The 14,990-nt window shown below is 70.6% G+C and carries 10 protein-coding genes; 6 read left to right on the forward strand and 4 right to left on the reverse strand.

Annotation, left to right across the window (positions count from 1 at the left end):
- Positions 1-294 precede the first annotated feature (294 nt).
- Positions 295-2,886 carry an amino acid permease gene (locus AB0I88_RS04810; protein ID WP_361018307.1) on the reverse strand — a complete coding sequence of 864 codons (2,592 nt, stop codon included), beginning with the start codon at positions 2,884-2,886 and terminating at the stop codon, positions 295-297.
- A 147-nt stretch (positions 2,887-3,033) separates the two neighbouring features.
- Here AB0I88_RS04810 and AB0I88_RS04815 point away from each other — a divergent pair, with 147 nt between their 5' ends.
- Positions 3,034-3,300 (forward strand): hypothetical protein, encoded by a 267-nt coding sequence (locus AB0I88_RS04815; protein ID WP_361018310.1) that lies wholly within the window; start codon positions 3,034-3,036, stop codon positions 3,298-3,300.
- Between the two features lie 506 nt (positions 3,301-3,806).
- Here the strand turns inward: AB0I88_RS04815 and AB0I88_RS04820 are convergent.
- Together AB0I88_RS04820 and AB0I88_RS04825 are read right to left on the reverse strand one after the other, a co-directional pair.
- On the reverse strand, positions 3,807-4,460 hold the full coding sequence (locus AB0I88_RS04820; protein WP_361018313.1) for a response regulator transcription factor: 654 nt from the start codon (positions 4,458-4,460) through the stop codon (positions 3,807-3,809).
- On the reverse strand, positions 4,457-5,701 hold the full coding sequence (locus AB0I88_RS04825) for a histidine kinase (protein WP_361018316.1): 1,245 nt from the start codon (positions 5,699-5,701) through the stop codon (positions 4,457-4,459). Before AB0I88_RS04825 ends, AB0I88_RS04820 begins: the two co-directional genes overlap by 4 nt.
- A 132-nt stretch (positions 5,702-5,833) precedes the next feature.
- Between AB0I88_RS04825 and AB0I88_RS04830 the strand changes: the two genes are divergently transcribed.
- The 3 genes from AB0I88_RS04830 (at position 5,834) to AB0I88_RS04840 (ending at position 9,830) form a co-directional block, all read left to right on the forward strand.
- Positions 5,834-6,733: an ATP-binding cassette domain-containing protein gene (locus AB0I88_RS04830; protein WP_361018319.1), complete on the forward strand. Its 900-nt coding sequence runs from the start codon at positions 5,834-5,836 to the stop codon at positions 6,731-6,733.
- A gap of 133 nt (positions 6,734-6,866) precedes the next feature.
- Complete coding sequence (locus tag AB0I88_RS04835; protein WP_361018322.1) at positions 6,867-7,658, forward strand: ABC transporter permease; 792 nt, start codon at positions 6,867-6,869, stop codon at positions 7,656-7,658.
- A gap of 57 nt (positions 7,659-7,715) precedes the next feature.
- Positions 7,716-9,830 (forward strand): peptidase M6 immune inhibitor A, encoded by a 2,115-nt coding sequence (locus tag AB0I88_RS04840; protein ID WP_361018325.1) that lies wholly within the window; start codon positions 7,716-7,718, stop codon positions 9,828-9,830.
- On the opposite strand, the gene AB0I88_RS04845 is transcribed toward AB0I88_RS04840, so the two are convergent.
- Positions 9,788-10,510: a cyclase family protein gene (locus AB0I88_RS04845; protein ID WP_361018328.1), complete on the reverse strand. Its 723-nt coding sequence runs from the start codon at positions 10,508-10,510 to the stop codon at positions 9,788-9,790. The two genes, AB0I88_RS04840 and AB0I88_RS04845, sit on opposite strands and share 43 nt — an antisense overlap.
- 192 nt (positions 10,511-10,702) lie before the next feature.
- On the opposite strand from AB0I88_RS04845, the gene AB0I88_RS04850 reads away from it, so the two are divergent.
- Together AB0I88_RS04850 and AB0I88_RS04855 are read left to right on the forward strand one after the other, a co-directional pair.
- Positions 10,703-11,335, forward strand: a complete 633-nt coding sequence (locus tag AB0I88_RS04850; RefSeq protein ID WP_361018331.1) for a MerR family transcriptional regulator — start codon at positions 10,703-10,705, stop codon at positions 11,333-11,335.
- Positions 11,332-13,944, forward strand: a complete 2,613-nt coding sequence (locus AB0I88_RS04855) for a VIT domain-containing protein (RefSeq protein WP_361018334.1) — start codon at positions 11,332-11,334, stop codon at positions 13,942-13,944. The genes AB0I88_RS04850 and AB0I88_RS04855 overlap by 4 nt, the downstream gene beginning before the upstream one ends.
- Positions 13,945-14,990: the final 1,046 nt, after the last annotated feature.

Genomic DNA, 14,990 nt, shown 5'->3' on the forward strand with positions numbered 1-14,990 from the left:
GAGTGACCCTTCCGGGTCAGGTCCCGGCGTCAGACTCAGAAACGGACTTCACTTCCAAGAACGCGTCGACGTCACAGGCATCCATCGGGGGCAGACAACCCCCGACGAGCCCGATGGTGACGAGGCTGATGCACACGCACCAGCCCCGTCACCCGGCCCAGCGACAACAGCGATCGAACCGCCTGGTTTCACGCCCAGCGTGATCAACCCCGGGTTGTGAAGGCTCAGAACCGCACGGACGCGAAGCGGCGCGAGATCCCGATGACGAGCCACCAGCGACGCCCGCCCCTCCCATCAGCGATCGCTCTCCGGTCCGTCCGCCGCCGGGGAATCATCCGGCGCCTCGGGACCGCGGGGCCGCGGCGTCCGCCGCGGAGTGCCGCGAGATCCCGATGGCGAACCCCCGGAAGACGACGGCGTACGCCCGGTTCTCGGTGCGCGGGCAGCCGGTTCCGGTCCGGCGGGCGAATCCGCGGACCCGTTCTCGGAGACGGTCCCGGCCGGTGACGTCCCAGTACCGGCGGTGCCGCCGGGCGACCTTCTCCGAGGAGACCGGCGGGGCGCCGGAGTCCCCGCGGCCGCGCCCTCGACCGGCGTACCTCCGCCTGCGGGCCCGGGCGCCGCGCTCCCACCAGGCTCGGTCGGGGCACGTCTCCGGGGCGCCCGTTTCCGCGGAGCCGGGCGTGGCGTCCCGGCGGTGCCGCTCCCGGCCACCGGAACCGTCCCGCTCGCACCCTCGTCTCCGGCCGTCGCCGCCGGAACTGCCCCGGTCCCGCTCTCGTTCCCGGCCGCCGCGCTTCCGATCTCGTTCCCGCCCGCCGCGCTTCCGATCTCGTTCCCGGCCACCGCGCTTCCGCTCTCGTTCCCGGCGGTCGCCACCGAACCGGCCACGCTTCCGTCTTCGTTCCCGGCCGTCGCCATCGGAGCCGGCTCGCTGGCGCCCCCGACTTGGGACACGGGTTCTGGAGCCGCGGCGTCGCTCCCGGCCGCGGGCGGTGTTGACGGCCCGTCCACGTGCGGACGCCCGGTCACCACCGCCGGTCCGGCTGCGCTCGCGGACCGGCCTGTCCGTTCTCCGGCCGCACGCCCCGCATGCTCAGCGTCCGGTGCCGCATCCTTCCGCCGTGCCGTCTGCGCTGTTTCATCGGCCGGACCCCCGTCGGTGGCCTCGCCCTGGCTGGTGGCGTCCACGTCCGGTCGCACACTCGCCGGCACCGCACGACCGGTGTCCTCCCCGCTCGCCGTCTCCTCGTGGGTCTCACCCCGCGGCGCGCTCGCCGGCAGACCGGCGCCCTCCGCCGGCTCACCCGCGACCGCTGCTCGAGCCCCTGAACCCGGCGCCTCGGCATCCGCCCGGGCGGTGGCGTCCGTCCCCGAGGTCGCGGCGGCCTCCGCACGGACTCCACGGTCTGCGCCGGACGGCTCGCCGGTACGCAGCTCGTGGGCGGTGGGGGCGGGCGGCACGGTTTCACCCGGTGGCAGGGGCGGCTGACCGGTGCCGATCACCGCGTACACCTCGGGGTGGGTCTGTCGCAGTTTGCGGCCCCAGACGATGCCGCCGATCAGGGCCAGGAGGAACAGCAGCGTCGGCGACCAGATCTTGAGAACGTTGTCGGAGTCCAGGAGCTCGCTGAAGAAGGCCACGCTGAGCAGCAGCACGATCGACAGGAACACCGCGGCGATCCAGGGCGCCACCGCGCTGCGCCAGGTGGTCTCACCATGCCGGTTGCGGCGGAAGAATCGCACCACCGCGATCGAGGCGATGGTCATGAGGATGAGCACGCCGAGGCCACCGGAGACGGTGCCGAACAGGAACAGGTCGATCGTCGGGTTCCAGGTGGCCACCGCGAAGATCAAGAGTGCGGCGAGCGCCAGCGCGGACTGCGCCGTCGAGGCGGCCACCGGCACACCGTCCCGGGTACGCGCGAGGCCACGCGGAAGGACACCCTCGCGGGCGACGGTCAGACCGTAGCGTGCGACCGTGTGATGGAAGGCCAGCATCGCGGCGAACAGGCTGGTCGCGAAGAAGATCCGGCCGAGGTCGACGAGCACCGACGGCAGGTAGGGCTCGGGCAGGAAGAAGAACAGGTCGTTGAGGTGCGCGCCGGCGACCGCGACGATCTGATCCGGGCCGGCGGAGACCGACATCGCCCAGGCCGTGCCGCCGTAGAGCACCGCCGCGACAAGCAGTGTCAGACCGATCGCCCGCGCCACGGTACGCCGGGGGTCACGGGCCTCCGCGGCGTACACGAGCGGGGCCTCGAAACCCACCATGCCAGCGATCGCCGCGACCAACAGCGACACCCCGCCCGCGCTGGCGATCAGCGCCGGGTTGAGGGTGTCGAAGGTGACCGTGCCGCCGGCCGGGTTGCCGAGCATGACCGCGTCGAAGACCAGGACGACCAGCACCTCGGCGCACACCAGAACGGTGAGGATGCGGGCGTTGAGGTCGATGTCGAGACGGCCGAGCACCGCGATCACGGCCCAGCCGAGCAGCGCCCAGACGATCCAGGAGATCTCCAGCCCGAAGATCGCCAGCGCGTTGTGCGCGGCCACACCGAACGCGCCGTAGAGACCGATCTGCATCGCGTTGTAGGCGAGCAGCGCCACGAAAGCGGTGCCCACACCGGCCGGACGAGAAAGACCTATCGATGCGTACGCGTAGAAGGCGCCGCTGTTGGGCACATGTCTCGCCATCGCCGCGAGCCCGACCGTGAAGATCCCCAGCACCGCGGCGACCAGCATGTACGCCACCGGAATGCCCTTCTCGCCGACCGAGCCGTAGCCCAGCGGCAGGGCGCCGGCCACGACGGTGAGCGGCGTCATGGCGGAGACCGCGATGACGAAGATCGGCCACGTGCCGAGCTTGCGCTCCGGTTGGGACATGGCGCCTCCCGTGTCGAATCGATGGTGAATCGATGACCGCCCTCCATCATGTCTTCCACAACGGACGAGCGATATAGAGAAATTTCGATCTTGATTCCGCGTCGAGCCTCGTGTTTCCGCCTTCGCGAGGTTGGGTAGATTGCCGTGATGCCCATCGGAGCGCAACCCCGAGGCCGCCGCGGGACGGTGGAGGAGCCGTACAGTCCGCTCAATCTGCGGCTGGTCCTGGCCCTGTTCGGTCTGGTGGTGTGCACCGTTTTGTCGGTCCTCCTCTTCCGCGCGGGCTGGACGGTTCCCGGCTGGCTGCTGGCCGGTTGGGCGGTGTTCGCGGCCGGCGACATCGTGGTGATCCAGTTGCGCCGTCGGGCTCGCGCACGCGCTGAGGGTGGCCGCAAGCACTCGCTTTTCGAGTGACTTCCACCGGAACCCGATCGAGTCGGGTCATCCGGCCCGGTGAACCTCCTTCCACGGCGATCCGGCCTCCTGTCCGCTTTCGAGGTGATGGGCGCCGCCTTGCGCACGCCCGGTGCGTCTCCCCAAATCGACGCGCCGAACGTGCCTCGCCGCCGGGCCCGCACCGGATGACGCCCGACATCCGAGACGCAACCGCGCCGAACGTGTCTCGCGGCGCCCCGCACCGGGCGACGGGCGGCGTCCAGCGCACGGTCACGCCGGACCCGCCCCGAGGTGACGAAGGGGCGTCTGGAACGGGGTCGCCCGGCCCGCGTCGGCGCGACGTGGGGGGATTCACCGAATACCTTCGTGGAAGCCCGGCCCTTCGGAACTCGGTCGGGCAACTCGCAGATCAGACAGCGGGGCTGCGCTGACCAAGCCACTGACCTGGGGCCTAACATCGACGTCCATGCAATCCGTCCAGCCGGTTCGGTCGCTTACCAACAGTCCTTCAGCTGGGGGAGAAGTCAAACCAGACCGGCGTCGTGGGCGAGCAGCGCCACCTGCACCCGGTTGTTGAGATCAAGTTTCGTCAGCACGCGCGACACGTGCGCTTTCACCGTAGGCACCGACATGTGCAGCGCCGCCGAGATCTCCGCGTTGGAACATCCCCGCGCGACCGCCATCACGACCTCCCGCTCACGCACGCTCAACCGGTCCAACAGCTCCGCGGCACGGCTGCGTTCGGGTCGTACCCCCGCCGCGACGTGCGCGATCAACTGGCGTGTCACAGTCGGTGACAACGTCGCCTCTCCCCGCGCGACCCGTAGCACCGCATCCCGGATCTGCCCGGGTGGCGTGTCCTTGAGCAGGAAGCCGCTCGCCCCGGCCCGCAACGCCCGCAACACGAACTCGTCGGCGTCGAACGTGGTCAGCACCAGCACCTCAGGCGCTCCTGGCCGGCGGCGCAGCGCCTCGGTGGCGGCCAGCCCATCGACGCCGGGCATGCGGATGTCCATCAGTACGACGTCGGGCCGGTGCCGCGCGACAGCGGCCGGCACCTCGGCCCCGTCCGCCGCCTGGGCCACCACGGCGATCTCCGCGTCCCCGGAGAGGATCATCGACAGACCGGCGCGGACCAGCGGATCGTCGTCGACGATGAGCACCCTGACGGCGGTCATGCCGACCACGGCAGCCATGCGCTGAGCACGAAGTCGTCACCCTCCCGGCCGTGAGTGAGCCGCCCGCCGGCCAGCCGGGCACGCTCCCCGAGGCCGATCAGCCCGACCCCGGTGCCGGGGATGGGCGAAGCCGGGACGGTCACCGGCAACGGATTACGGATCTCGATGGTGATGCCCTCACCGGCCGCGCCGCCGACCACGACATGCACGCACGCTCCGGGGGCATGCTTGCGCACGTTCGTCAAACCTTCCTGGATGATCCGGTACGCGTCCCGCGCGGCCGACACCGGCACAGTCTCCGGATCGACCGTCGACGTCAACCGCACCCGGTTCCCCGCGGAGCGGGACTCGCCGGCGAGCGTGGTCAGCTCACGAAGCGTGGGTTGTGGCCGTTCCGGGGCCTCCTGTTCGTCGGACTGGCCGGCACGAAGCACCCCGATCACCGTCCGCAGGTCCTGCAACGCCTGATGAGCGCTGGCACGGACCACGGCGGCCGCCGCGGCGATCTCCTCCGGTGGCGCGCCGGGCCGGAACTCGAGCGCGCCGGCGTGCAGGCTGAGCAGGGAGATCCGGTGTGCCAGGACGTCGTGCATCTCGCGGGCGATCCGGGTGCGCTCCAGCGCACGGGCCTGACTGATCCGTAGTTGCTGCTCGGCCTCGGCGCGGTCGGCCCGTTCCCGCCAGGTGAGCATCAGCAGGCGGCGGGACCGGACCAGCATCCCCCACAGCGCCGCGATCGTCGCCATGGCCATGCCCCAGCCGAACGTATCCCAGACGGTGACGCCGTACTCGGGTCGCGCCAGGGCGAACACCGCGTTTCCCGCGACGGTGAGGCCCATGTAGGCGGCCAGCACCGCGAACCGGCGGTGCACGGCCACGGTGAACACCATGATCAACTGAGTCACCCAGCTGGCGATCGAGACGAACGACAACAGGCCGACGAAGATCGCCAACGGCATCAGGAATCTGCGCCGCCACCACAGGCCGATCGCGGCGATCCCGCTGATCACACCGTCCGCGATCGTCGACCACGTCGAGGTGCCCAGCCACTGGATCGCCACCGACGGATGCGGCCCGAGCAGGTCGACGGTGAGCAGGACGGTGAAGCCGAAAGCGAAGACGAAACAGTGGACGTCGACGATCCAATCGCGCGTGGACCGACGGGCCGGCACCGGTCCCGCCGGGTCCGCGGCCAGCGCCGACGGCCACAACCAGCGGTATTCCGTCAGCGATCGCTCCACGGCGCCGACTCTACGGGCGGCCTGCCTCCGGCCGATACCGACCAAAGTCGTAGTGCCGGTATCGACGAAGGTTCGCGGACATCGACCGTCGGCCGAAGCGGCCCCCTCCGTCCGGCCCGCACGCTGTGTCACATGATTTCGGTCGAGAACCTCACCAAGGCGTACGGGGCGCAGCGTGCTGTCGACGATGTGTCCTTCATCTGCGAACCGGGGACGGTGACGGGCTTTCTCGGGCCCAACGGCGCCGGCAAGTCCACGACGATGCGAATGATCTGTGGCCTCACGCCGCCGACCTCGGGCCGGGCCACCGTGGCGGGTGTCCCCTACCGGCGGCTCGGCAACCCGGGACGGCACGTCGGCGTGCTGCTCGACGCGTCCGCGCAGCACGCCGGCCGCACCGGGCGCGAGGTGCTGGCGCTGGCCGCGCTCACCATGGGTTTGGACACCGACCGGGTGAGCGCCCGGCTGGAGCGGGTCGGGCTCGGCGGCACGCCGGCGAAACGGCGGGTACGGGCCTATTCGCTGGGCATGCGGCAGCGGCTCGGCCTGGCCTACGCCATGATCGGCGACCCGGCCGTGCTGATCCTGGACGAGCCCGCCAACGGACTGGACCCGGAGGGCATCCACTGGATGCGCGGGTTGCTGCGTGATTTCGCCGACCGGGGCGGAACCGTCCTGCTTTCCTCGCACCTGTTGCGCGAGGTGGAGGTCATCGCGGACCGGCTCGTGGTGATCGGTAACGGTCGCATCCTGGCCGAAGGTGACAAGGCGGATCTGCTCGGCGCCGCCGGAACCCTGGTCCGGGCGTCGGATCCGGCCGCCCTCGAGTCGCTGCTGCAGCGGATGGGGCTGACCGGCTCCCCGACGACCGACGGCAGCGTCCTGGTCCCGTCTGATCCGCGGACCATCGGCCAGGCCGCCGCGGCCGCCGGGGTGGTGCTGCTGGAACTGCGCCCGGCCGGATCCGGTGGCCTGGAGGAGATGTTCCTACGGCTCACCTCCGGCGCGGAGTCCGGGGCGGCGGCCCGATGACCGGCGTCGCCACCGCACATCGGCACGTCCCCGCCGGCGCGGCCCCGCGCCGGGCAGTCCCTCGTACCCCTGTCCTCGCCGTCCCGGCCGCGATCGTCGCGCCGGTGACCACCCTGTCTCCGGAGGTTTCCCGATGACCGCGACCGCATCCGTCTCCACCGTGCCGGCCGCCCCTGCGGCGGCCGCCACCGAACCCATCCCGCTGACCCGGCTCACCCTCGTCGAGCTGCGCAAACTCGCCGACACCCGGGCCGGGCTCTGGCTGCTCGCCGTGATCGGCCTGGCCACCGTGGCCACCTCGGCGATCATGCTGATCTGGTCCGCCGACGAGGAGCAGACCTTCGGCATCCTGTTCAGCTTCGGCCTCCTGCCGTCGGCGGTGCTGCTGCCGGTGCTGGGCATCCTGTCGGTGACCAGCGAGTGGTCGCAGCGCACCGCGCTGGGGACCTTCACCCTGGCGCCGGCACGTGGCCGGGTGATGCTCGCGAAGATCGCCGCAGCCGTCCTGATCGCCTTCGCGGCGACGGCGGTGACCGCGCTGCTGGCGGCCGGGGCGAACGTGCTCGCCTCGGCCACCGGCGGCGACGGCTCGTGGACTCTGGACTCCTCGCTGATCTGGCAGAGCCTGCTCCTCCAGGTGATCTTCGTGCTGATGGGCACCGCGTTCGGCGCCCTGCTGCTGAACTCGCCGTTGGCGATCGTCATCTACTTCGCCCTTCCGACGGTCTGGACGATTCTCGGTGAGAACATCCGTGGTCTCCGCGAGGCGGCTGAATGGCTGGATCTCAACATCACCTCGCAGGCGCTGAGCGAGCCGGACATGACCTCCGGCGAGTGGGCCCGGCTGGCGGTCTCGGTCGCTGTCTGGGTGGTGCTCCCGCTGATTCTGGGGACCGTTCGTGTGCTCCGCCGGGAGGTTTCCTGATCCACAACGGCCGGTGTTGGCGTCACGATCCGGCGATCACCGGTAGCGTGCCGAGACGTGACGCGTACCCTATTTGCCACCTTCGCGGCAATAACCGCTTCCATCCCGCTATTCACCGGCCCGGCGTCGGCCACGCCATCGGTTGTCCCGACCCCGACCTCTACCCCGACCTCGGCCCCGGCCGGATCCGCCGAGCCGTTCGAGGCGGACACGTGGGAACCGGACCTGGACCGGCTCACCCTCGACGGTGAGCCGCTCCCGATCGCCAGTTACGAGCCACGGCCCAGCGCGCGGAGTGCGACGCAGACCCCACCGGTCGGCACCGTCCGCAGCTGGGCCGGCCTCAACGAGATCGACGGAGACGTCTACCGCAAGGACTACACCCTGCGCGGCGTCGGTGAGCACATCGAGGTCTGGGTCGCGAAGGACATCGCCTTCCCGGAGAACGACTGCCGCAAGAACGCCACCGAGGTCACCGACGCCCAGGTCACGGCGCTGGTACGCGAATTCGACGAGGTCATCTACCCCCGCGAGACCAAGGCGTTCAGCACCCCACCGGAGCGTAGCGGCACGAACGCGGGCCTGCCGGGCGACTTCACGGGAGCCGGTGGCCGGACCGTCACACTGGTCGACAACATCCGCGACGACAACTACTACGACTTCCCGAAGCGGCAGACCTACGTCTCGGGTTTCTTCTCCGAGCAGCTCAACGAACTCTTCGACCGCAACGTGATCACGATCGACGCCTACGACTGGGCGCATCGCACCGGCGCGGATCCGCGGCACGAACCGTCCGACGACCTGTGCGTCAGCCGCCCGGCCCGGCCCCGGATGTACGAGTCGACCTTCGCCCACGAGTGGCAGCACCTGCTCGCCTACTACACCGACCCGGACGAGGAGGTGTGGATCAGCGAGGGCCTGGCCGATTACGCACAGACGCTGACCGGATATGTGGACGCGGAAGCCGGCGTGCACCATCGCGGTTTCGACAACCACCTCGTCTGCTACCAGGGTTTCGGGAACGTCAAAACCGCCTTCAACCCGAACCCGCGCGACTGCGGCGGCCCCGCGAACTCGCTCAATCTGTGGGCCGAGGGCTCCCCGGACGAGTTGCTCGCCGATTACGGCCTCAGTTATCAACTGATGCTCTACCTGCGCGACCGTTTCGGGACGGAGATCCACTCCGCGCTGCATCAGGACAAGGAGAACCACGGCCTGGACGCCGTCGCGGCCGCGCTTCCCGAGGGGACGAAGCTCTACGACGTCCTGCACGACTTCCAGGCCATGACACTCGTCGACAAGATCGCCGACGAACCGGGCAGCATCGTGAAGGGCACGCCCCGGGAACGGGTGACCGCCGCGAGCGTCCACTCGACGGTGAACCTGGACAACGCCTCCGCCTACGGAACGCCGGGTGCCCCGCCCAACGGCGCCGATTACGTCCGGCTGCCACGTGAATGGCAGACGATCACCTTCGACGGCGCCAAGACCCTTCCGCCGACCCCACTGGCGTGGACCCTGGACGCGAAGATGCTCTTCTCCGGCAACACCCCGGACACCGACGAGGCCGCGGTGCGTACCGTCGACGTCCCGGAGACCGACCCCGTACTGCGCTTCAAGACCACCTACGGCCTGGAGGACCGGTTCGACTACGGATACGTCGTGGTCTCCACCGACGGTGGCACGACCTATCAGATGCTCAAGGGCGACCGCACGATCGACGGGCCACTCGGCCAGGCGATCACCGGCAAGGCCGCGAACATCACCCTCAGTTACGACCTCCAGGAGTACGCCGGGCAGCAGGTGATCCTCGGCTTCCGCTACGTCAGCGACAGTGCCGTGAACATCGGCGGCTGGCACCTCTCGGACGTCAAGGTCGGCGCGACCGAACTGGGCGGGGACACGCTCGACGGCTGGGACTCGCCCACCGAGGTGCGCCCGACACCCGTCCACAACTGGCACGTGTCGCTGGTCGGCATCACCGCTGGCAAGGCGAAGGTGATGCCGCTGGCCGACAGCGCCAAGTTCCGCCATTATCCGAAGGTCGTAGCGGTCGTCTCCTACGACGAACCCACTGGCACGGTGACTCAATACGCCCCCTACACCTTGAAGATCGACGGCGAGCCCTATCAGCCCACCGCCGGGGATCCGGCCGGCGGAAGCACCCCGTAGATCAGGGCGGTCGAACCGGAACCGGCCTTGTTGATCTGCCCGCCACAGAGCACCCACGCTCCGGTGGCGGGCAGACTCGCCAGATTGGCCAGCACCTCGAGACTGATCCGCCGGCGCCGGTAGACGATCCGGGAGACGGCGAAACTCGAATCGGTGCTGACATCGGGGCTGAACGCGTCCGTGCCCGTGCCGCCCCGCTCCCCCAGCCGCCCGGTGTCGGCCAGCCATCGCGCGGTCTCCGGTGCGAAGCCCGGATGCGGCAGGAACGCGTCGGTGCCGAACCGCTCCTCCCAACCGGTCCAGAGCACCACGATCGAGCCGGTCGGGACGCGGCCGTGCCGGCGCTCCCAGTCCTCCAGATCGGCGATCGTCACCGCATAGCCCGGATCGGCGGCGCAGCAGGCCCGCACGTCGACCTTGACCGCCGGCCGGAACAGATCCTCCGGGGTCAGCTCGTCGGCCAGCAGCCCACCCGGGGTGAAGTGGCCGGGCGCTCCCCAATGGGTGCCGGTGTGCTCACCGGCGAAGACCGTCTGCAGATAGAACCCGTCCCGCTCCAGGCGAGCCACGGTCTCCAGACGCGGTGGCGGGTCGCCCGGATAGACGCTCACTTTCGCCGGGTCGTTGACGTGCGACAGAACGACCAGCCGCAAGCCGCCCGGCATCGCGTCCCCACTCATGCCGTCACCTCCGCTTCGCTCCGCATCGACACGAGTGCAGACCTGAGCCCGATGATTCGCTCGCCGGCTCCCTCATGCCGCCACCTCCGCCTCGCTCCGGCATGGCGCTACCTCCTCCGGCCCGCCGGCCGTCTCGTCCTGGCCGCCATTGTGCCATTGACACTGTCACGATGACAGTGTCATTCTCTGGGCATGTGGACGATGGAGCAGTTGGTCGAGCGGGTAAGCGCGGCACTGGCCGCGGAGTACCCGGGCGCCCCCAACGGCCGCGTCCGGGAGCTGCCCGACCGCAGGTCGATCCGGTGGTATACGACGATCGGCCTGGTCGACCGGCCCCTCGGCACGCGAGGCCGCACCGTTCTCTACGGGCCGCGTCACCTGTTGCAGCTGGTGGCGATCAAGCGGCGGCAGGCTTCCGGGCGCACCCTCGCCGAGATCCAGGCGGAGTTGTCCGGCGCCTCGGAGCAGACGCTGGCCGAGGTGGCACGCATCCCCGACAGCCTGCTGGAGACGGGCGCCGCTCCGCCGCCGTCCTCGCCGGTCCGGCCCGACTTCTGGAGGTCCGCGCCCGCCGATCCCGAGCCGGTCGCCGGCTCCACCCGCCGGGCACTCGCCGAAACGGTCGGCGCCCTGGAGCTGGAGCCCGTCTCACCACCGGCCCGGCGCTCACCCGACCTGGTGACCGGCGTGCCCCTCGGCGGCGGCGTCGTCCTGCTGCTGCCCCGCCATGTCACCGACGTCGACCGCGACGAGATCGCCGCGGCTGCCCGTCCCCTGCTCGACCTGCTCGCGGCACGCGGGCTCACCGATGGGAGAAGCGAATGATCATTGCAGTGAACCCGATGGGATCGGCAGAGCTGGAGCGCCACCGGACCATGCCCGACGCGGGTCTCGGCACGTTGCAGACCGACCGCGGCAACCTGCCGCTCGACCGTCTCGACGTCCGGGCCGCGATCAGTGGCCTGCTCGTCCGCACCGAGCTGACCTCGGAGTTCGTCAACGCGCACGACACCGCGTTGGAGGCGACCTACGTCTTCCCCCTGCCCGATCGGGCCGCGGTGACCGGCATGACGATGACCGCCGCCGACCGCACCGTCACCGCCGAGCTCCGCGAGCGTGGCGCAGCCCGCGAGCAGTATGACCAGGCGATCGCGGCCGGCCGGCGCGCATCGATCGCCGAGGAGGAACGCCCGGACGTCTTCACCATGCGGGTCGGCAACATCCTTCCCGGCGAGCGGGTGGCGGTCCGGCTGCAACTGGTCGGCCCCCTGCCGTATGAGGACGGAGCGGCGACCTTCCGCTTCCCGCTGGTCGTGGCCCCCCGCTACATTCCCGGCACTCCGCTGCCGGGCCCCTACACCGGCGACGGCCAGCAGGCCGACACCGGCGACGTGCCCGACGCGTCGCGCATCACTCCGCCGGTGCTGCTGCCGGGCTTCCCCAACCCGCTGCGGCTCTCCCTCTCGGTCGACATCGACCCGGCCGGGCTCGATCTCGGCGAGGTTCGATCCAGCCTGCACACGGTCACCGAGCAGGGTGGGACGCTGCGGATCAGCCCAGGCGAGCGAGCCGACCGTGACTTCGTTCTCCGGCTCGCCTACGCGCCCGGGGGCGAGTCCGCGGTCGCCGTCGCCGACGAGGACGGCGAGCAGGGCACCTACCAGCTCGTGATTCTCCCGCCGGAGGCCGCGACGCCGCCGCGGCCCAAGGACGTGGTGCTCCTCCTGGACCGCTCCGGCAGCATGGGCGGCTGGAAGATGGTGGCCGCTCGGCGTGCCGCGTCCCGGGTCATCGACACGCTGACCGCCGGCGACCGGTTCGCCGTCCTCACCTTCGACCACGACGTCGACCGGCCCGCCGACCTCGGCCCCGGTCTCGCCGAAGCCACCGACCGCAACCGGTATCGCGCGGTTGAACACCTGGCCCGCGCCCATGCGCGCGGCGGCACCGAGCTGCTGAAACCACTCAGCGAGGCCCTTGCGATGCTGGCCGACAGCCCCGGCCGCGACCGTGTTCTGGTTCTGGTCACCGACGGCCAGGTCGGCAACGAGGACCAGATCGTCAAGCAGGTCTCGCCGCTCATCGGGACGATCCGGGTGCACACCGTCGGCATCGACCGGGCCGTCAACACCGGCTTCCTTGGCCGGCTGGCCGCGCTCGGCGCGGGCCGGGCCGAGCTGGTGGAGAGCGAGGATCGGCTGGACGAGGCGATGGAGCAGATCCACCGGCGGATCGGCGCGCCGGTCGTGACAGGTCTCGCCGTCACCGGTGACGGGTTCGCACCGATCGACGGCACCCGCAGTCCCGCTCGGCTGCCAGGCCTCTACCCCGGCGTGCCGCTGGTCATCACCGGACGTTACGGCGGCCCCGCCGAGGGCACACTGACCGTCACCGGGCGCACCCGTGACGATCAGGAGTTCCGGACCGCGGTGCCGGTGCACCCGAGTTCGGAGCCGGCGGTCGCCTCGGTGTGGGCGCGAGCCAGGCTCCGCGATCTCGAGGACGCCTACTCCGCCGGTGACCACTCCCTCGAAGCCGAGATCCTCGGCACGTCACTGCGGTTCGGGGTTCTCTGCCGCTTCACGTCCTACATCGCGGTCGACGAGCGCGTGGTGAACGAGGGCGGCAAGAACCGCCGGGTCACCCAGCCGGTCGAGATGCCCTCCGGATGGGAGAGCCCCGCGCTTCCGGAGTCGATGCCACAGCACATCGGGGTCGCCTCGTCGCCCTTCCCCGACCTGGCGGCGCCTCCGGTGCCCGCTTCCATGCCGCCGGTTCCGCCGCCGATCGCGCCGTCCCCCGGCCGGCCAGGGTTTACGCCACCGCGGGCCCAGAGCCCGTATGGCGGTGCTGCCCCGGACAGCATGGCTCCCGCCTTCGACGCACCGGACAGCCTGGCCCCCGCGTCCGGGGCGCCGGCAGGCGGATCCACTTCGCCCGGAGATCCTGCCGGAGCGCCGCCGTTCCCCGGCGGACCCGCCTCGGCCTCGAAGATCTCGCGGAGCCGCGGATCCGAAGGGCCCGACAGCGACATCCCCCCGGAGCAGTCGACGCGGGCCGGCGCCTGGCAACAGCGTCCTTCCATCCGGCCGCGCCCCGTCACCCGGTCTAGGCGTGCCCAACTGCGGTTCGACTCAGACGCCGGCCTGACGGTCGACGACCTGCGCGAACTGGTCGCGGTCGAGGTAGCCCGCCTCCACGAGGCGGCCCACCAACCCGCACTCGACCGCCGCGACCTGCTCGACGACCTGGCCAGCCGCCTGGCCGTCCTGCTGGAGTCGGTGTCCGACACCGAGGTCACGCCGGTCCGCGACCTCATCGCCCTGCTGCGCGGCGACGACCCCCTCGACCACAGGTGGGCAGCCGCCCTCCAAGTCTTGGAGTCGTTCGCCGCCGGCAAGCCGGAAAAGAAACGCCCATTCTGGAAAGCCTGACCCCACAACCGCCCCGGGTCGCAAGCCCGGGGCGGCGTCGTCACCAGACAGCACGCACCGGGCGAGAACACAAGCCGGCTATCCGCCCTCGCTATGCACAAGAAACGTGCGCGGTGTCGACGGCGTTTGAAACTTTTGGACGGACGGACCCCGAGCGTCGAGAGGGGGTCCGTTCTCGTTCTCGGACGTCCCTGACACGCGGGCACGCCCGCAAGCCCGAGCAGGCGGCCCACCATCGCGCCGCGGGCACGAACACGACCCGGCGGGGCACACCGTCGCCACACAAGGACGTGCGCGACGAACGCGCGGCCCGCTCCCCGCCACGTGCAACTCCAGAGCCGTGGAACGACAGCACAGCCCGGCACCGCCCCATGGCGACGCGGACCGACAGGACAACACGGATCTACAGGGCACTACGGACCTACAGAGCAACACGGACCTAGAGGGTGACACGGACCGAAAGGGCGATGTGAGGAGGCGCACCGGCGATGATGGTCGGGGCGGGGCACGGGCGCGTGACCAGGGGCTCGGGTGAGACCGGATGGAGGGGTCGAGGGACTGGGGGACATCGGCCGAACGGGCCCCGCGACCGCAGCTGAATAACGGTAAGTTGGGTCACCGGTGCTGGACCCGGGGGGGGTGGCGACGCCAAGTGGGCGATGATCGGGACAACGATCGTGATCCGTTGCTGGTTCGGCCGTTCGTTCTACCGGATGGGGACCTCAACGAATCAGTGCCGTCATCCGCGACCTGGCCGGCTCAGCGAGCGCCGGAGGAGCCTCCGACACAGTTGTTGCCCGTAGTCTCCGCTGGTGGGTCCGGTTCTTCCGGGGAATCCGGGAAACGGCGACTTCGGCCGCTCCTTCTGGCCTGTGCCGGAATCACCGCGGTGGCTTCCGTCGCCGGTTATGCGCTGCTGCGGCCGGATGGGGATCAGGAACGCTGGGCTTCCATGCCCGGACAGGCCCTGCCCGCAGCGGTGGGGCCCGCCGATTCGGCGAGTGTTCCGGCCGGGAAGAGCCCGGCAGGGGAATTTGATCGGGGCG

Source organism: Actinoplanes sp. NPDC049802 (assembly GCF_040656595.1).
GTDB lineage: Bacteria > Actinomycetota > Actinomycetes > Mycobacteriales > Micromonosporaceae > Actinoplanes.

Bases quoted from the DNA above. Each gene is read 5' to 3' on its own strand.
- AB0I88_RS04855 (WP_361018334.1), top strand. From the start codon at position 11,332: ATGATCATTGCAGTGAACCCGATGGGATCGGCAGAGCTGGAGCGCCAC.
- AB0I88_RS04820 (WP_361018313.1), bottom strand. From the start codon at position 4,460: ATGACCGCCGTCAGGGTGCTCATCGTCGACGACGATCCGCTGGTCCGC.
- AB0I88_RS04815 (WP_361018310.1), top strand. From the start codon at position 3,034: ATGCCCATCGGAGCGCAACCCCGAGGCCGCCGCGGGACGGTGGAGGAG.
- AB0I88_RS04835 (WP_361018322.1), top strand. From the start codon at position 6,867: ATGACCGCGACCGCATCCGTCTCCACCGTGCCGGCCGCCCCTGCGGCG.
- AB0I88_RS04845 (WP_361018328.1), bottom strand. From the start codon at position 10,510: ATGAGTGGGGACGCGATGCCGGGCGGCTTGCGGCTGGTCGTTCTGTCG.
- AB0I88_RS04830 (WP_361018319.1), top strand. From the start codon at position 5,834: ATGATTTCGGTCGAGAACCTCACCAAGGCGTACGGGGCGCAGCGTGCT.
- AB0I88_RS04810 (WP_361018307.1), bottom strand. From the start codon at position 2,886: ATGTCCCAACCGGAGCGCAAGCTCGGCACGTGGCCGATCTTCGTCATC.
- AB0I88_RS04850 (WP_361018331.1), top strand. From the start codon at position 10,703: ATGTGGACGATGGAGCAGTTGGTCGAGCGGGTAAGCGCGGCACTGGCC.